The 18,297-nt window shown below is 39.9% G+C and carries 13 protein-coding genes; 12 read left to right on the forward strand and 1 reads right to left on the reverse strand.

What is annotated here, in order from left to right:
• From HMPREF2701_RS03545 to HMPREF2701_RS03560, 4 genes are all read left to right on the forward strand, one after another.
• A partial coding sequence (locus tag HMPREF2701_RS03545; RefSeq protein ID WP_148130509.1) for a MucBP domain-containing protein occupies positions 1-597 on the forward strand: 597 nt, incomplete at its 5' end.
• 157 nt (positions 598-754) lie between these two features.
• On the forward strand, positions 755-1,612 hold the full coding sequence (locus HMPREF2701_RS03550) for a bifunctional methylenetetrahydrofolate dehydrogenase/methenyltetrahydrofolate cyclohydrolase (RefSeq protein WP_049510683.1): 858 nt from the start codon (positions 755-757) through the stop codon (positions 1,610-1,612).
• 365 nt (positions 1,613-1,977) lie between these two features.
• Positions 1,978-9,138: an SIALI-17 repeat-containing surface protein gene (locus HMPREF2701_RS03555; protein WP_070482104.1), complete on the forward strand. Its 7,161-nt coding sequence runs from the start codon at positions 1,978-1,980 to the stop codon at positions 9,136-9,138.
• A gap of 258 nt (positions 9,139-9,396) precedes the next feature.
• A complete protein-coding gene (locus HMPREF2701_RS03560) occupies positions 9,397-10,248 on the forward strand; it encodes an NAD(P)H-hydrate dehydratase (RefSeq protein WP_070482105.1) in 852 nt (283 codons plus the stop codon).
• A 24-nt stretch (positions 10,249-10,272) separates the two neighbouring features.
• On the opposite strand, the gene HMPREF2701_RS03565 is transcribed toward HMPREF2701_RS03560, so the two are convergent.
• The gene (locus tag HMPREF2701_RS03565) at positions 10,273-10,458 is read right to left on the reverse strand and encodes a hypothetical protein (protein WP_070482108.1); all 186 of its coding nucleotides are present in this window, start codon (positions 10,456-10,458) and stop codon (positions 10,273-10,275) included.
• Positions 10,459-10,581: 123 nt separating this feature from the next.
• Here HMPREF2701_RS03565 and HMPREF2701_RS03570 point away from each other — a divergent pair, with 123 nt between their 5' ends.
• The 8 genes from HMPREF2701_RS03570 to HMPREF2701_RS03605 all read left to right on the forward strand — a co-directional run bounded on the left by HMPREF2701_RS03570 (position 10,582) and on the right by HMPREF2701_RS03605 (position 18,297).
• Positions 10,582-13,062, forward strand: coding sequence for a bifunctional DnaQ family exonuclease/ATP-dependent helicase (locus HMPREF2701_RS03570; RefSeq protein ID WP_070482150.1), 2,481 nt, complete (start codon positions 10,582-10,584; stop codon positions 13,060-13,062).
• A 4-nt stretch (positions 13,063-13,066) separates the two neighbouring features.
• A complete protein-coding gene (locus HMPREF2701_RS03575) occupies positions 13,067-14,290 on the forward strand; it encodes an FtsW/RodA/SpoVE family cell cycle protein (RefSeq protein WP_070482110.1) in 1,224 nt (407 codons plus the stop codon).
• Between the two features lie 10 nt (positions 14,291-14,300).
• Complete coding sequence (locus tag HMPREF2701_RS03580; protein WP_070482112.1) at positions 14,301-14,855, forward strand: DJ-1 family glyoxalase III; 555 nt, start codon at positions 14,301-14,303, stop codon at positions 14,853-14,855.
• A gap of 219 nt (positions 14,856-15,074) precedes the next feature.
• Entirely contained in the window at positions 15,075-15,365 is a 291-nt protein-coding gene (gene rpsF / locus HMPREF2701_RS03585) for a 30S ribosomal protein S6 (protein ID WP_001151778.1), read from the forward strand.
• Between the two features lie 11 nt (positions 15,366-15,376).
• Positions 15,377-15,847, forward strand: coding sequence for a single-stranded DNA-binding protein SsbA (gene ssbA / locus HMPREF2701_RS03590; RefSeq protein ID WP_004269791.1), 471 nt, complete (start codon positions 15,377-15,379; stop codon positions 15,845-15,847).
• A 31-nt stretch (positions 15,848-15,878) separates the two neighbouring features.
• Positions 15,879-16,118, forward strand: coding sequence for a 30S ribosomal protein S18 (gene rpsR / locus HMPREF2701_RS03595; protein WP_000068664.1), 240 nt, complete (start codon positions 15,879-15,881; stop codon positions 16,116-16,118).
• Positions 16,119-16,313: 195 nt separating this feature from the next.
• Positions 16,314-16,817 (forward strand): GNAT family N-acetyltransferase, encoded by a 504-nt coding sequence (locus tag HMPREF2701_RS03600; protein WP_070482114.1) that lies wholly within the window; start codon positions 16,314-16,316, stop codon positions 16,815-16,817.
• A 79-nt stretch (positions 16,818-16,896) separates the two neighbouring features.
• Positions 16,897-18,297, forward strand: a complete 1,401-nt coding sequence (locus HMPREF2701_RS03605; protein ID WP_070482116.1) for a bifunctional Cof-type HAD-IIB family hydrolase/peptidylprolyl isomerase — start codon at positions 16,897-16,899, stop codon at positions 18,295-18,297.

Here is an 18,297-nt window from a genome sequence, read left to right on the forward strand (position 1 = left end):
TTAATCCCTTCAGAAACAACAGAAGGAAAAGTGGGAGATGAGTACTCTACAAGTGGAAAAGTTATTCCAGGACACCTACTAGTTCGTGTTGAAGGAGAAGCAAAAGGTAAGATTGGAAAAGACGGTTCAACAGTAACATACGTGTACAAACCAATCGGATCATGGATTCCAAACATCCCAGGACAACCAACAAGCCCAATCAAGTATCCAAACGATCCAGCAGATCCAACAAAACCAGGACAACCAACAGAAGTGTTACCATACGTTCCAGGATTCACTCCAGAAGATAAAGATGGCAACCCACTTAAACCAGTTGATCCGAAAGATCCATCAAAAGGATATGTAGTACCAAACATCCCAACAGATCCAAGTCAAGATACAGTAATTAACTATGTTCCAAATCCTAGGGAAGTAGAAAAACCTGCTAAACCAGCTCAACCTTCTAAACCTTCTAAACAAGAAACACCTAAATATGTTGAAGGTCAAAAAGAGTTGCCTAACACAGGTACAGAAGCTAGCGCTAGTCTAGCATCGCTCGGACTTCTTGGAGCACTAGGAGGGTTTGGACTTCTTGCTCGTAAGAAAAAAGAAGATTAAATCTAATTAGATTTTCTAATAAGAATAAGGAGTTGGATGGAATATCCGCTCCTTTTTCTTATAGTTTGAAACTATAGGATTGCCTAGGAAAGAAGTGTTAGAGGGGACTAACAGTTTTTGGTATAATGGAAGATATTTGAAAGAAAAGAGAAGTGATATGACACAGATTATTGATGGGAAGGCTCTAGCAGCTAAGTTACAAGGACAGCTGGCTGAAAAGACTGCAAGATTAAAGGAGGAGACAGGTTTAGTACCTGGTTTGGTGGTGATTTTGGTTGGGGACAACCCTGCCAGCCAAGTCTACGTTCGAAATAAGGAACGTTCTGCCCTTGCAGCTGGTTTTCGTAGTGAAGTAGTCCGAGTTCCAGAAACCATTACCCAAGAGGAATTGTTAAACTTGATTGCCAAATACAATCAAGATTCAGAATGGCACGGGATATTGGTCCAGTTACCATTGCCAAAACATATTGATGAAGAGGCGGTTTTATTAGCCATTGACCCAGAAAAGGATGTCGATGGTTTTCATCCGCTAAACATGGGGCGTCTTTGGTCAGGTCATCCAGTCATGATTCCTTCGACACCTGCAGGGATTATGGAAATGTTCCATGAATATGGGATTGACTTGGAAGGTAAAAATGCGGTCGTCATCGGTCGTTCCAATATCGTCGGAAAACCCATGGCCCAGCTTCTTTTGGCAAAGAATGCTACAGTGACTTTGACTCACTCACGGACTCATAATCTTGCCAAGGTGGCTGCTAAAGCAGATATTCTGGTGGTAGCAATCGGTCGTGCCAAGTTTGTGACTGCTGACTTTGTTAAACCTGGAGCAGTTGTCATTGATGTTGGGATGAATCGCGATGAAAATGGGAAGCTATGTGGTGATGTTGATTATGAGGCAGTTGCCCCACTTGCTAGCCACATCACACCAGTTCCTGGAGGTGTAGGTCCTATGACCATTACCATGCTGATGGAGCAAACTTATCAAGCAGCACTTCGGACATTGGATAGAAAATAGGAAAAAAGAAGGTAGAATAATGTTTTACCTTCTTTTTATATAATGCAGTCTAAAATGATATGAGTCCATAAACTATAAATTTGAAGTATGAAAATGCTATTAATAGAATGAAATTTGTATTGGAAAGAGTCTAGAATAGAAAGCTACTTTCATTGCACTTATTTCTTTTGAATGAACTTATCTTGCATACCATTTTGTTAGGTTAAATTGATGGAAAATGATTGCAATTTTAGGTGTGTTTTGATATATTTAATATATAAAATATATTATCGAACTTGGTACGTGTTTGTGTATTCAGAAGGAGGTCGTTTTTCAAAATAAAGTAAGCGCTTACTTTGTATCAAGAAAAAGAAATGAGGATTTTAATGAACAAAAGACTTTTTGATAAACGTTGTCATTATAGCATTCGTAAATTTGCAATAGGTGCGGCATCTGTAATGATTGGGGCTAGTATATTTGGCATTTCAGCTGTACAAGCTGAGGAAGTGGCTTCATCCAATACTCAAACAGGAGAAACAACTGTTCATCAAGCTCAGCCTTTAGATAAGCTTCCCGATGATGTGGCAGCTGCTATCGCAAAGGCTGATGAGAATGGTGGGCGTGAGTTTGTAAAACCAAAAGCTGAATCGGAAGGAGGAAAAGTTACTAAGGATACAGAACCTACTAAACCTGCTAATGAGGGTAGTCATGAATTAGCTAGCCCTAAAGTGGAAACTCCAAATAAAGTAGAAGAAGGAACCAAGGCTGAGGACAAACAGAAATCTGAAGAGGCAAATCCAAAGCCTGTTGAATCTGCATCAACATCTGGAACAGAACTGAAAGAGGATTCTAAAAAAAATTCTGAAAAGGACCAAGTGAAAGCAGACACAGAGATCAAACCTTCTTCTGAAAAATCGCAAGCACTATCTGGAGAGTCAAACAAAGCTGAAGTTGAAAAGGAAAAACAACTATTATCGGATCGAAAACAAGATTTTAATAAAGATTGGTATTTTAAACTAAATGCCCAAGGAGATTTTTCAAAAAAAGATGTGGATGTTCATGATTGGTCTAAATTGAATCTTCCACATGATTGGAGCATTTATTTTGATTTCGACCATAAGTCTCCCGCGCGTAATGAAGGTGGCCAGTTAAATGGTGGAACAGCCTGGTATCGTAAGACTTTCACATTAAATGAAGCAGACAAGAATAAGGATGTTCGTATCAATTTTGATGGGGTTTACATGGATTCAAAGGTCTATGTAAATGGTAAATTTGTAGGACATTATCCAAGTGGCTATAATCATTTTTCATATGATATCACAGAATTTTTAAACAAGGATGGTAGTGAAAATTCAATTACTGTTCAAGTGACCAATAAGCAACCAAGTAGTCGTTGGTATTCAGGAAGTGGAATTTATCGTGATGTAACTCTTAGTTATCGTGATAAAGTCCATGTTGCCGAAAATGGTAATCATATCACTACTCCAAAACTTGCCGAGCAAAAAGAAGGGAATGTTGAAACACAGGTTCAAAGTAAGATTAAAAATACGGATAAGAAGGCTGCTAAAGTCTTTGTGGAACAACAGATTTTCACTAAGGAAGGCAAGGTTGTCTCAGAATTAGTTCGCTCTGAAACGAAGAATTTAGCAGAAAATGAAACTGCAGATTTCAGACAAACAATCCTAGTTAATAAACCAACTCTTTGGACGACAAAAAGTTATCATCCTCAACTGTATGTTTTGAAAACAAAGGTTTATAAAGAAGGTCAACTAGTTGATGTAACAGAAGATACATTTGGTTACCGTTATTTTAATTGGACTGCTAAGGATGGTTTCTCTCTGAATGGTGAACGCATGAAATTCCACGGAGTAAGTATTCACCATGACAATGGAGCCTTGGGTGCAGAAGAGAATTATAAGGCTACTTATCGGAAATTAAAACTCCTGAAAGATATGGGGGTTAACTCTATTCGAACAACCCACAATCCAGCTAGTCCTCAGTTGCTTGATGCTGCAGCTAGTTTAGGTCTTTTGGTTCAAGAGGAAGCTTTTGATACTTGGTATGGTGGCAAGAAGACTTACGACTATGGACGGTTCTTTGATCAAGATGCAACTCATCCTGAAGCTAAGAAGGGTGAGAAGTGGTCTGATTTTGATCTTAGAACAATGGTAGAACGTGATAAGAACAATCCGTCTATCGTCATGTGGTCTCTTGGAAATGAGGTAGAAGAGGCAAATGGTAGTCCTCGTTCTATCGAGACAGCTAAACGTCTGAAGGCTATTATCAAGGCAATTGATACTGAACGTTATGTCACCATGGGTGAGAATAAATTTAGTCGTGCAGCAACAGGTGATTTCTTAAAAGTTGCAGAAATCATGGATGCTGTCGGTATGAACTATGGTGAACGTTTTTATGATGCGGTTCGTAGAGCGCATCCAGACTGGCTTATTTATGGTTCTGAAACCTCTTCAGCTACTAGAACGCGTGATTCTTATTACAATCCTGCTCAAATCCTTGGACACGATAACCGTCCAAATCGTCACTATGAACAATCTGATTATGGTAATGACCGTGTTGGGTGGGGAAGAACAGCTACTGAGTCATGGACTTTTGACCGTGATCGTGCTGGCTATGCTGGACAATTTATCTGGACAGGTATTGATTATATTGGGGAACCAACTCCATGGCATAACCAAGATAATACACCTGTGAAGAGTTCTTACTTTGGTATCATTGATACGGCTGGTTTACCGAAGAATGATTTTTACCTTTACCGTAGTGAATGGTATAGTGCTAAAGAAAAGCCAACTGTCCGAATTTTACCGCATTGGAACTGGACTGAAGAGACTCTTAAGGATCGCAAGATGCTGGTCGATGGAAAGGTTCCAGTTCGTACCTTCTCAAATGCTGCAAGTGTCGAATTGTTCTTAAATGGTGAGTCGCTTGGTAAAAAGGAATTTACTAAGAAAAGGACAGAAGATGGACGTCCATATCATGAGGGGGCTAAACCAAGTGAATTGTATCTTGAGTGGCTTGTAAAATATCAACCAGGCACACTGACTGCGATTGCTCGAGATGAAAATGGTAACGAAATTGCGCGTGATAGTGTGACAACTGCAGGTGAACCAGCAAGAGTTCGTCTGACTAAAGAAGAGCATGTTATCACTGCAGATGGGAAAGACCTATCCTACATCCATTACGAAATTGTTGATGGCGATGGGAATGTGGTTCCGACAGCGAATAATCTTGTTCATTTCAATCTTCATGGTCAGGGACAAATTGTTGGTGTGGATAATGGAGAACAAGCTAGCCGTGAGCGCTACAAAGCTCAAGCGGATGGAACATGGCAAAGACGTGCTTTCAATGGTAAAGGAGTTGTCATTGTAAAATCAACAGAAAAAGAAGGTAAATTTACTCTTTATGCAGATTCTGCTGGCTTGACATCTGATAGCGCAACGGTCGCAACTGTGTCTGGTAAGAAAGAAAACCGTCACTTTGTAGCCTTTGCTCCTGTAAAAGCAACAACTGACGTGACTACAAATCCTGAATTGCCTCAAACAGTAACAGCTATTTATAGCGACGGTAGTGTTGAGGAAAAGACTGTAACATGGGATGTGCCAGCTGACTTGCTTACAAGCGCAGGTGAGAAAAAAGTATCTGGACGTGTAGAAGGTTTGGAAACCAGAGCTGAGGCACTTGTAAAAGTGATTGCCTTAGATAGATGGTTACCAAAAGTTGCTACAGTACCAGTTGGTACAACTGCAGCAGATTTGGATAAAACAGTCACAGCTGTTCTGACAGATGGTAGTTTGATCGATACAGATGTTGTTTCTTGGACTTTGAAAGATCCTGCTGCTTTGACCAAGGAAGGAGGACGTACGGAAGCTACTGGTAAATTAGTAGATGATGGCCATGAAGTTACGGCAACCTTTATCGCAAGCAGTAAGGAAACAACAAGTAGCATTACAGGACTTACTGTTGAGGATAAAGCTCTTGAGAACTTCGAGTCTGGCAAGACTTATTACCGTGTATCCCTTCCTTACACTGGAACAATTCCAAGTGTTGGGGCTCAGACTACTGGTTATCAAGTAACTGTTCAGCAAGCTTCTGCTGATAATGGTTATCAGGCCTCGGTCTTCTTGAGTGACCAAAAGGGTGACTTGGTTCAAACTTACCTAATTCAGTTTGTTAAGGAAGCTCCTGCCTTGAAACGTTTAGAAGTAGTTGTGGAAGGAAAAGAAACTGCTACTGAAGATCAGGTCTTAACTTATCGTGTCATTGGTAGTTATGAGGATGGTTCTCAAACAGAATTTTCAGCTTCAGATATTCACCTAGAAGCTAAATCATCTGATGGTGGGCATCTTGAGGTAAATGGTCAGAATCTATTGCTCTATACTAAGGGAAGAGTGGCTTTGACACCTCGAATTGATAATCAAACAGCGAAAACAGAATCTGTAACTACTGAAGTAGTGATTAAAGAAAATAAAGTCAGCAAGAAGATTGTGAAACTTCATCCTGTATCTATTTCTACAGACATTAATCAGCAACCGAATCTACCTAAAGAAGTTGGGGCAGAATTTGATAAGGGCTTGCCACGCAAAGTATCTGTAACTTGGGACAAGGTAGATGAAAAAGAATTGGGTCGCTATCATAGCTTTACCCTTAAAGGACATGTAGAAGGCACAGACATTGAAGCTCAAGCAACGGTGACAGTTGAAGGCTTACAAGTTGCAGAGGAAGTCAGCCTCACAGTACCTAAGGGTGAGACAGTTCAATTGCCAGCTAATGTTCGTGCTTACCATTCTAACGGAACAACTATCTACAAAGATGTGGTTTGGGAACAGGTTCCAGCCAACTTTAGTCAAACTGAAGGGGTCTATGAAATCAATGGTCGTTTAGTAGGTAGCAATCTTACAACTAAAGCTCATGTTCGAGTGTCTAGTCAAGTGGTTGCTGGAAATAATATCTCTAAACAATGGACAGGTTCGCAATTGCCAGCTGCCATTGTGTCCAATACAGGAGGAGATGATTCAGCTAATACCTTGAACGACCTGACTGTGTCAAGAACGCCAACAGATGCTAAAAATAGATGGACTACTTGGAGAACAAATACTGATAATGACTGGGCTTCTATCTTGTTTGGTAATTCAGGAGATTTGACGAAACGTTTTGTCAACAATTTGTCGGTTGATTTCTATACTGATGGAGCAATTGGTCTTCCAAAAGAATATGTAGTTGAATATTATGTAGGTAAAGAAATTCCAGATTTACCAAGTGATGTCAGCAATGCTCAGCGTGATACTAATCATCCATTTAATAATCCATCCAACTGGAAGGCAGTTGAAAACTTACATGCTCCAAGCCAGCTATCTGCAACTCAAACCAATCACTTTACCTTTGACAAGGTAGAAACCTATGCTGTTCGTCTTCGAATGAAAAAGGCTGAAGGTACTGCAGGAGTTGGTCTGACAGAGCTAACTGTCCTTGGAAACAAGGTCTTAAGTGAAACAAGTTCAGATATTTCTATCAAAGTAGATGGCAAGGATCTTGAACACTTTAATCCATCGAAAACAGATTATTATATTCCTCAATCTAGCAAAGAAATCACTGCAACAGCTAGCAACAATGGTTTGGTTACTCTTGTTCCGGCAACCAGTCCAAAAGGTGCGACACGTCTTATTTTGAAGGCTGAAGATGGCACTATTTTAAAAGAATATCGGATCTACCGTAATGATGAAAAAGATACAAGTCTACCTTTAGCAGCTGAAAATGGTGCAACTACTTTGAAGCTCGGAGATACCCTTCAACTTCCATCAGAAGTCACTGTTTATTATCCAACTTCAACTACTTGGACTACAGCTAAACTTGCAGTGAAGTGGGATGCTATTCCTCAACATGCAACAGAGCATGAGGGAACATTTGAAATTACTGGTCATGTCATTGGTACAAATCTAACCACTAAAATGCAGGTGACAGTTGTTTCTAAAGGAAATCAAGTCATTTCAGAAAATCCAAGCAACAATGAAACGGATTCTAAAGCCTTTGCTTCAACAACGAACGATACACAAGCAGCTTCACATGATCGAATTTTCTATATCAATGATGGAAAATACAATGAAGAAGGACGTTGGACAAACTGGTCTCGTACTCCGAAAAATCAAGAAACTTCTGTCGGACTACTCTTTAAGAAGGACGGTAAAATTGCCTCCCAATCTATTGGAAAAGTAGCCATTCAGTTCTTTAAAGATAGTGGAACAGATGCCCCAGAGAAAATGGTTCTAGAAAGATATATTGGTCCTGCCTTTACAGAACCAAGTACGATTTCTCGTTATGAAGAAAATGCTGATCATCCATTCAACAAGGCAGAAAATTGGGCACCAATTTCTTACAAAGCTTCTGGAGAATTAGTAGCTGGCAAACCAATCGAGTTTAACTTTGATCCGGTTCAAACAACAGCTATTCGTGCTCGAATGACTCGTAAGTCTACTACTAATGGTCTAGCACTTGTAGAATTTACAGCCTACTCTGCAGGCAAGGGAGCAGAAGTCGAAACACCATCAGCGACTATTTCGATCGATGGAAAAGCATTGGAAAACTTTGATCCAAATGTGACAGAGTACACCCTAACAACAATGGGAACTAAACCAAAAGTCACTGCGACAACTAGTGGACATGGAGTAGTCACAATAGTGGATCATGGAAATACAAATCTTCCAACACTTGTTCGTCTTGTTTCCAAAGATGGAAATCTGGTGAAAGAATATCGTTTACACTTTAAGTCTACCTTCCAAACAACACCGACAGAAGGCGTTAAGAACTTAGTAGCAGAAACTCCAAGTTTAGAAATTGAAAAGACTCCACTTCCGTTTAAAGAAGTTATTCGTGAAAACCCTGAACTTGCTCAAGGTCAACGTCGTGTAGTTTCTGAAGGACAAGCTGGAGAAAAAGTTGACTATATTCAAGTATCAGGAACTAATAGAACTCTTGTTCATTCTGAACAAAGAAAAGCTCAAAATCGTATTATCGAGGTAGGAGTAAAACCATTTATTTCAAATAGTAAGGGTGAGGAACCTGCGCCAGTCAATGAAGTTCCAGAATTCAAAGGCAGTGCTAACTTTGTAGAAGCGGCAGTAAACGAAGTTCCAGAATTCAAAGGTGGTGCTAACTTTGTAGAAGCAGCAGTAAACGAAGTTCCAGAATACACAGGAATTCTAGCCACAGTAGGAGATCAAGTAGTACCAAGTGTTGAGAAACCTGAATTTAAGGGTGGTGTTAATGCTGTAATGGCTCTAGAACATAAACTTCCAGAGTACCGTGGTATTCTAGCTACAGTAGGTAATCAACCAGCACCGACAGTAGAAAAACCAGAGTTTAAACTAAGTTCGTTAGAAAAAGCTCAGACTCCAGAAGTACCAGTTCAAGTTGCCAAGGAAGACAAGAGATTGCCAGAAACTGGTGAAAAACAGTCAGAAACAGCTATTTTCTTGGCAGGTGTTACCTTGGCCTTATCAGCAGCTTTATTAACTGCAAAACGCAAAGAAGACTAGTCTATGCGCCTAATACCATTCTATTTGTATAGATTGGTAGAAGATAAAAAATGAATCGATAAATGAGTCGAATAGATGGAGAGGACCAATTAGGCCTCTCCGTCTTTACTAGTGAAAATGGAATCGTTTACTTTCGTGTTGGGACGAAAGGAGAGTAGAGGGGCTTTGTCCCCTCTTTTTCTATATGAACGAAGAGATTTATATTTAAGATGCAAGGTGGATAGACTTTATAGTATAATGAATAGAGAGGAAAAAACAATGAAAGTGATTGAGCAAGCATTATTAGAAAAAGTCATTATTGAACGTTCTCGTACCAGTCATAAAGGAGACTATGGCCGTCTACTGTTGCTTGGTGGGACTTATCCTTATGGTGGTGCTATCATCATGGCTGCTTTGGCGGCTGTTAAAAGCGGTGCTGGTTTGGTGACCGTTGGAACAGATAGGGAAAATATCTCAGCTTTGCATAGTCATTTACCAGAATCTATGGCCTTTTCTCTTCAAGACCAGCAATTGTTAAAAGAGCAGTTGGAGAAGGCAGAAGTTGTCTTGCTGGGGCCTGGTTTACAAGACGATACTTTTGGAGAAAATCTAGTCAAACAGATTTTTGCCAGCTTAAAAAAGAATCAGATTTTGATTGTAGATGGTGGTGCCCTGACCATTCTTGCTAGAACAAGTTTGTCATTTCCATCTAACCAGCTTATCCTAACTCCCCACCAAAAAGAATGGGAAAAGCTGTCTGGTATTGCTATTGAAAAGCAAAATGAAGATGCAACGGCTAGTGCCCTAACTTCCTTCCCTCAAGGAACAATTTTGGTAGAGAAAGGTCCAGCTACTCGTATTTGGCAAGTTGGCCAATCTTATTATTACCAGTTACAAGTTGGCGGTCCCTATCAGGCGACTGGGGGAATGGGAGATACTCTGGCTGGGATGATTGCAGGATTTGTAGGCCAATTCCGACAGGCCAGTCTCTACGAACGTGTGGCAGTGGCAACCCATCTTCATTCAGCCATAGCCCAAGAACTATCTCAAGAACATTATGTGGTCTTGCCGACGGAAATCAGCTCTTATCTGCCCAAAATAATGAAAAAAATATCTCAAAAAGGCACCTGATGGCTTCAGGCGCCTTTATATCTTTTAGAAAAATCCTTTAATCTTTCCAACGAGGCCATCTAGACCTTCAGAACTAGAAATCAACTGCTGAGCTTGAGAGAAGTATTCTCCAAGCTGTTCTTGATTTTCTGCAACAAATGTTTTTGCAGCTTCGAAATCTTTTGTTTCGATTAGCTCTTTTACTTGATTAAACAAATCTAATGGGTTCATCCTATTTCTCCTTTTCTGTATAATACTATTCAAACATTTTATAAAAATTTTTTCAAGCAAAGAGATTTTTCTATCGAAGTTGAGGGGTGTCAAACAGGGCTTTTTTTGATATAATTTTTAATGATGAATTCGAGAAATGATCGGTATGTGGTTGTTGATTTAGAGGCCACTAGCACCGGAAGCAAGGCAAAAATTATTCAAGTGGGTATTGTGGTGATTGAAAATGGCGAAATCGTCGATCAGTATGGGACGGATGTCAATCCTCATGAGCCCTTGGATTCTCATATAAAAGAATTGACAGGTTTGACTGATCAACGGTTGGCAGTTGCTCCAGAGTTTTCACAGGTAGCTGGAAGGATTTTTGAACTGGTCAAGGATGGTGTTTTTGTCGCGCACAATGTACAGTTTGATGCAAATCTTCTGGCAGAGTACCTATTCTTTGAAGGTTATGAATTGAGAACTCCACGAGTAGATACCGTTGAGTTAGCACAGGTTTTGTACCCTCAGTTTGAAAAGTACAATCTCGGCATTCTCTGTCAAGAGTTAGGGATTAAGTTAGACCACGCCCACACCGCTCTCTCTGATGCACAAGCAACAGCAGAGCTTTTGCTTTTTATGCGTCAAAAACTTTTTCAGTTACCAAAAGGACTTTTAGAAACCTTGTTAAATCTTGCGGATAACCTCCTTTATGAAACTTATTTAGTGATTGAAGAAGTATATCAGCGACAGTCCCTCCTTTCTTCTCACGATTTGATGGAGTTCCATGGACTCTTTCTAAGAAAGAAAAGTCAGTCTTTAAAACCACGTAAGCTATCAAAGGATTTCACTAAAAATATGTCCTTGTTAGGCTTGGATGAACGTCCTCAGCAAGTTGAATTTGCAGAAAAAGTTGAGCAGTTATTAAAAGAACAGAAAACCGCATTTATTCAAGCCCAAACGGGTCTTGGAAAGACTTATGGTTATCTACTACCAGCTTTGAGCATGGAAAGTGAAGGGGGCATCCTTGTAAGTGTTCCTACCAAAATTCTTCAAAATCAAATTATGCAAGAAGAAGGAAGGCGATTAAAAGATACTTTTCATATTGATATTCATAGTCTTAAGGGACCTCAAAATTATTTGAAACTCGATAATTTTTATAAAGTACTTCATAGGCCAGAGTCTAACCGCCTATTCACACGCTTTAAAATGCAAGTCTTGATTTGGTTAACAGAGACAGAAACAGGTGACTTAGATGAAATCGGGCAGCTGTATCGTTATCAACATTTTCTAGCTGAACTTGTACATGATGGAAAACTTTCAAAAAAAAGTTTATTTAGTTCTGAGGACTTCTGGCAACGTAGCCAAGATAGGGCTAAATCGAGTCGCCTTTTGTTAACCAATCACGCTTATCTGGTAACACGTTTAGAGGACGATCCAGAGTTTGTCAACAATCGCTTGGTAATCATAGATGAGGCTCAAAAAATGCTGATTGCCCTTGAAAACCTCGCCCAAGAGTCTTATCTCCTCGAGTCTCTAGTAACACAAGTTCAAAAGTCCTTGGAAACAGAAAAAGATCTTATTCAGAGACGGTTGCTTGAGAGTATCGGGTTTGAATGTCGCTATTTGATAGATCAGTTTTACTCAGGACTTAAGAATGACAAGTGGTTGGATTCTCTTGAAAACTTACGCCAGCATTTTTCTGAGTTAAATCTTCCCGAGTATAGAGATATGACGCGCTTTTTTACATCAGACCGTGAATTTTGGCTGGCAACAGCTGAGAAGTCTAGTAAGGATGTCTTAATCTGCTCAAGTAAAAAAGGCCGCTTTCTACTAGCAGATTTATTGCCAGAAGATTGCAGAGTGCTTGGCGTATCTGCCACTCTTGAAATCAGTAATAGAGTTTCTTTAGCGGACTTATTAGGATTTACTGAAGCTCCACTTATTACAGTTGAATCTTTACAACAGAAGCAACAAGAAGTTTTATTAGTAAATGATTTTCCTTTAGTAACTGAACATTCTCCTTTAGATTATGCAGAAGAGGTTACATCAGTTATCCATTCCTTACAGGCGTTTCAAGAGCCTTTGCTTGTTTTATTTACGTCTAAAGAATTACTGTTAGCAGTGTCAGATTTACTAGACCATCCTCATTTAGCCCAATATAAAAATGGGGAACCCAGTCAGCTGAAGAAACGTTTTGAAAAAGGAGAGCGACAAATATTACTTGGAACAGGAAGTTTCTGGGAGGGGGTTGATTTTTCTACCCATCCTTGCGTTATTCAAGTAATTCCTCGATTGCCTTTCCAAAATCCCCAAGAACCTTTAACACGAAAATTAAATCATGAATTGCGTCAGGAAGGGAAGAATCCTTTCTATGATTATCAGTTGCCAATGGCCATTATTCGTCTCAAACAGGCTTTGGGTAGAACAATTAGAAAAGAGGAACAAGCTTCCATTGCTGTGATACTGGATAGTCGAGTTGTTCATAAACGATATGGTAAACAGATTAGACAAGCTCTAGCTAAGGAAAGAACTATCAGAGAGGTGAATAGAAAACAGATTACCTCTACTGTTATTGATTTCCTCCAAAACAACAAAAATAAAAAATCTAAGAAAGAGAAAAGGTGAATATATGAAACGTTCTTTCGACTCTAGAGTCGATTATAGTTTGCTCCTGCCAGTATTTTTCCTACTGGTTATCGGTGTGGTGGCTATTTATATTGCCGTTAGTCATGATTATCCAAATAATATTTTGCCCATTTTAGGGCAGCAGGTCGCTTGGATTGCCTTGGGACTTGTAATTGGTTTTGTGGTCATGCTCTTCAATACAGAATTTCTTTGGAAGGTGACACCCTTTCTATATATTTTAGGCTTGGGACTTATGGTCTTACCTATCGTCTTTTATAATCCAAGTTTAGTTGCATCAACGGGTGCCAAAAACTGGGTATCGGTAAATGGTGTTACCTTGTTCCAGCCGTCAGAATTTATGAAGATATCCTATATCCTCATGTTGGCCCGTGTGATTGTCCAGTTTACCAAAAAACATAAGGAGTGGAGACGCACAATTCCGCTGGACTTTTTGTTAATTTTTTGGATGATTCTCTTTACCATTCCAGTCCTAGTTCTTTTGGCACTTCAAAGTGACTTAGGGACGGCTTTGGTTTTTGTAGCCATTTTCTCAGGAATCGTTTTATTATCGGGGGTTTCTTGGAAAATTATTATCCCAGTATTTGTGACTGCTGTAACTGGAATTGCTGGTTTCTTAGCTATTTTTATCAGCAAGGACGGTCGGGCTTTTCTCCATCAACTGGGAATGCCGACCTACCAAATCAACCGTATTTTGGCTTGGCTCAATCCATTTGACTTTGCTCAAACAACGACCTATCAGCAGGCTCAAGGACAGATTGCCATTGGAAGCGGTGGCTTGTTTGGACAGGGTTTTAATGCTTCTAATCTGCTTATTCCAGTTCGAGAGTCGGATATGATTTTCACGGTTATAGCAGAAGATTTTGGCTTTATTGGCTCCGTCCTTGTTATCGCCCTTTATCTCATGCTGATTTATCGTATGTTGAAGATTACTCTTAAATCAAATAACCAGTTCTATACCTATATTTCCACAGGTTTGATTATGATGTTACTCTTCCATATCTTTGAGAATATTGGTGCTGTTACTGGCTTGCTTCCCTTGACTGGTATTCCCTTGCCTTTCATTTCTCAAGGGGGATCGGCTATTATCAGTAATCTGATTGGTGTGGGCTTACTTTTATCGATGAGTTACCAGACCAATCTAGCTGAAGAAAAGAGCGGAAAAGTTCCATTCAAGCGGAAAAAGGTTGTTTTAAAACAAATCAAATAAGGAGAAAATCATGGTAAAAGTAGCAGTTATGTTAGCTCAGGGCTTTGAAGAAATTGAAGCTTTGACAGTTGTGGATGTTTTGCGTCGTGCAAATATCACTTGTGATATGGTTGGTTTTGAAGAGCAAGTGATGGGTTCGCATGCAATCCAAGTAAGAGCAGATCGTGTCTTTGATGGTGATTTATCAGACTATGATATGGTTGTCCTTCCTGGTGGCATGCCTGGTTCTGCACATTTGCGGGACAATCAGGCCTTGGTTCAAGAGTTGCAAAGCTTTGAGCAAGAAGGGAAGAAACTGGCAGCCATTTGTGCTGCACCAATTGCTCTCAATCAAGCAGGGCTATTGAAAAACAAGCAGTACACTTGTTATGACGGCGTTCAAGAGAAAATCCTTGATGGTCACTACGTCAAGGAAACAGTAGTGGTAGATGGTCAATTGACAACCAGTCGAGGCCCTTCAACAGCCCTTGCCTTTGCCTACGAGTTGGTGGAGCAATTAGGAGGAGACGCAGAGAGTTTACGAACAGGAATGCTCTATCGAGATGTCTTTGGTAAAAATCAGTAAAACGGATCCGTAATCTCTATAGTTTGATAAATACTAAAATATTAATCACTCTCTATAGAGTTATATTTTTTGAGAAGATGATTCGTCATCTTCTTTTTATATTTCGGTGTTTTTACTTGCGTAAAAAAATGTTTTCTAGTATAATAGTTTATTGTGAGCGAACCTCACTTACCCCTTGCAAAGTCTTGGGGTCATTAGACCAAAAGGAGGAACATATCAATGGCTAAATACGAAATTCTTTATATCATTCGTCCAAACATTGAAGAAGAAGCTAAAAACGCTTTGGTAGCACGTTTTGACTCTATTTTGACTGACAACGGTGCAACTGTTGTTGAATCAAAATCTTGGGAAAAACGCCGTCTTGCATACGAAATCAAAGATTTCCGTGAAGGACTTTACCACATCGTTAACGTTGAAGCAAACGACGATGCAGCTCTTAAAGAGTTTGACCGTCTTTCAAAAATCAACGCTGACATTCTTCGTCACATGATCGTCAAAACTGACGCGTAAGAAGGTAAACTATGATTAACAATGTTGTACTTGTAGGGCGTATGACACGTGACGCTGAGTTGCGTTATACCCCATCAAATGTAGCAGTTGCGACTTTTACTCTTGCAGTAAACCGTACATTTAAGAGTCAAAATGGCGAACGTGAGACTGATTTTATCAATGTCGTTATGTGGCGCCAACAGGCTGAAAACCTTGCTAACTGGGCTAAAAAAGGCTCACTTATCGGGGTGACAGGTCGTATCCAGACTCGTAGTTACGATAACCAGCAAGGACAACGTGTCTACGTGACAGAGGTCGTGGCTGAGAATTTCCAAATGTTGGAAAGCCGTAGTGTGCGTGAGGGTCACACAGGTGGAGCTTATTCTGCACCAACTGCAAACTATTCAGCGCCTACAAATTCAGTACCAGACTTTTCACGTGATGAAAATCCATTTGGAGCAACAAATCCATTGGATATTTCAGATGATGATTTACCATTCTAATGGACAACTAAAATTATAAAGGAGAAAAAACATGGCTCAACAACGTCGTGGCGGATTCAAACGCCGTAAAAAAGTTGATTACATCGCAGCAAACAAAATTGAATATGTTGATTACAAAGATACTGAGCTTCTTAGCCGTTTCGTTTCAGAACGTGGGAAAATCCTTCCTCGTCGTGTAACAGGAACTTCAGCTAAAAACCAACGTAAAGTAACAACAGCTATCAAACGCGCTCGCGTAATGGCTTTGATGCCTTTCGTAAACGAAGATTAAAAAAAAGACCCGGTGGGTCTTTTTTTCACGAGCTTTGAAATGAAAGAGCGAGTTGAGGTCCAGTGGACCTCTTTTTCATGATCTTGAAAATAAGAAAGCGAATTAAAGCCCGGTTGGTTTTTTTCACGAGATAGTTTTTTCTGACCTTGGCGTGCTATAATGGTAATAGAAAGAGTAAAGGTGGGTAAGTCAAAGATGAATTGTACGATTAGAAATATGATTAAGTCTGATATTGAATCCTTATCTCATGGATTTATGAATCAAGGTTGGCCCGGTAGAGAGGAGATTTTGGCTAGATATTTTCTGGAACAGGAAAGTGGTGAGAGAGAAGTCTTAGTTGCAGAGATTGATGGTGCTGTAGCGGGCTACGTTACCATTTTGCCCTCTGCTAAACATGGTCCTTTTGCAGAAGTCTATCCAGAATTATCAGATTTTAATGTGTTTGAGCCTTTTCGAAATCAAGGGATTGGGAATCAACTGCTAGAAGAAGCAGAAAAACGAGTCAAGTTTGTTTCGAGTAAGATCACTCTTGGTGTAGGTTTGCACTTAGGCTATGGCCCTGCCCAGAGATTGTATATCAAACGAGGTTATATTCCAGATGGGACAGGTGTGTGGTATAGAAATAAACCGCTAGAAATGGGTGCAAGTTGTCAAAATGATAATGATTTAGTTTTATACTTATCCAAGGACTTACAATAAAACTGGAAACTTTTTGAAAATAGGGGATTTCTCTACTTTATGGTATAATGGAAAGAGTTAGATTGAAAGAGGTAGTGAGATGGATGCCAAATTAAGATACAAGGCAAAGAAAATCAAGATTGTCTTTTTTGATATTGATGATACATTGCGGAATTCAAAGACAGGTTTTATTCCAGCTTCAATCCCAACTGTTTTTGAGCAATTACGTGGGAAAGGAATTTTGACAGGTATTGCTTCTGGACGAGGGATTTTTGGTGTCGTCCCGGAGATTCGTGAGCTCAAGCCTGACTTTTTTGTGACCTTAAATGGGGCCTATATCGAAGATAAAAAAGGTCAGGTTATTTATCAACATCAGATTGAGAAGTCAGATGTTGAGGAGTATATCTCTTGGGCCAAGCAAGAGGGAATTGAGTATGGTTTGGTTGGGAGCCATGATGCCAAGTTATCGACTCGCACCGATATGATTAGTGAAGCAATCAATCCAATTTACCCTGATTTAGATGTAGATCCTGATTTTCATGAAAAAGAAGATATCTATCAAATGTGGACTTTTGAAGATAAAGGAGATGACTTGCACTTGCCTGACAGTCTCTCTGATAAACTTCGCATGGTTCGTTGGCATCAACATTCGTCTGATATTGTGCCGATTTCAGGCTCCAAAGCGACGGGTGTGGAAAAGGTTGTGGAACACCTAGGTTTGAAACCAGAGAACGTCATGGTTTTTGGAGATGGGCTGAATGACTTGGAACTCTTTGATTATGCTGGAATCAGCGTTGCCATGGGAATTTCTCATGATAATATCAAAGAAAAAGCAGATTATATAACAAAAACACTAGAAGAAGATGGCATTTTTGATGCCTTAGAAGGATTTGGTATGGTAGAAAAAGAATTGCATTTCCCACAAGTAGACATTGAAACAGTAGAAGGCCCTCTTGCGACTATTAAGACCAATCACGGAGACTTGCGTATCAAGCTCTTCCCTGAACATGCTCCTAAAACAGTGGCTAACTTTGTTGCTCTTTCAAAAGATGGCTATTATGATGGTGTCATTTTCCACCGTATTATCAAGGACTTTATGATTCAAGGTGGAGACCCAACTGGTACTGGTATGGGTGGCGAGTCAATCTACGGTGAATCATTTGAGGATGAATTCTCAGAAGAACTTTACAACGTCCGTGGTGCCCTTTCTATGGCCAATGCTGGTCCAAATACCAACGGCAGCCAGTTCTTTATCGTGCAAAATCAACATTTGCCTTATTCTAAGAAAGAAATTGCTCGCGGTGGTTGGCCAGAACCAATCGCAGAAATCTATGCCAACCAAGGTGGAACTCCTCATTTAGACCGCCGTCATACTGTTTTTGGTCAGCTAGCTGATGAAGCGTCTTACGCTGTCTTGGATGCCATTGCTTCTGTTGAGACAGGGGCTATGGACAAGCCAGTTGAAGATGTCGTGATTGAAACAATTGAAATCGAGGACTAA

Origin of the sequence: Streptococcus sp. HMSC077D04 (genome assembly GCF_001808785.1) — a bacterium.
Lineage (GTDB): Bacteria > Bacillota > Bacilli > Lactobacillales > Streptococcaceae > Streptococcus > Streptococcus mitis_BX.

Excerpts from the sequence above, each read along its gene's own strand:
- HMPREF2701_RS03550 (WP_049510683.1), top strand. The coding sequence starts at position 755 with ATGACACAGATTATTGATGGGAAGGCTCTAGCAGCTAAGTTACAAGGA.
- HMPREF2701_RS03555 (WP_070482104.1), top strand. The coding sequence starts at position 1,978 with ATGAACAAAAGACTTTTTGATAAACGTTGTCATTATAGCATTCGTAAA.
- HMPREF2701_RS03560 (WP_070482105.1), top strand. The coding sequence starts at position 9,397 with ATGAAAGTGATTGAGCAAGCATTATTAGAAAAAGTCATTATTGAACGT.
- HMPREF2701_RS03565 (WP_070482108.1), bottom strand. The coding sequence starts at position 10,458 with ATGAACCCATTAGATTTGTTTAATCAAGTAAAAGAGCTAATCGAAACA.
- HMPREF2701_RS03570 (WP_070482150.1), top strand. The coding sequence starts at position 10,582 with ATGAATTCGAGAAATGATCGGTATGTGGTTGTTGATTTAGAGGCCACT.
- HMPREF2701_RS03575 (WP_070482110.1), top strand. The coding sequence starts at position 13,067 with ATGAAACGTTCTTTCGACTCTAGAGTCGATTATAGTTTGCTCCTGCCA.
- HMPREF2701_RS03580 (WP_070482112.1), top strand. The coding sequence starts at position 14,301 with ATGGTAAAAGTAGCAGTTATGTTAGCTCAGGGCTTTGAAGAAATTGAA.
- rpsF (WP_001151778.1), top strand. The coding sequence starts at position 15,075 with ATGGCTAAATACGAAATTCTTTATATCATTCGTCCAAACATTGAAGAA.
- ssbA (WP_004269791.1), top strand. The coding sequence starts at position 15,377 with ATGATTAACAATGTTGTACTTGTAGGGCGTATGACACGTGACGCTGAG.
- rpsR (WP_000068664.1), top strand. The coding sequence starts at position 15,879 with ATGGCTCAACAACGTCGTGGCGGATTCAAACGCCGTAAAAAAGTTGAT.
- HMPREF2701_RS03600 (WP_070482114.1), top strand. The coding sequence starts at position 16,314 with ATGAATTGTACGATTAGAAATATGATTAAGTCTGATATTGAATCCTTA.
- HMPREF2701_RS03605 (WP_070482116.1), top strand. The coding sequence starts at position 16,897 with ATGGATGCCAAATTAAGATACAAGGCAAAGAAAATCAAGATTGTCTTT.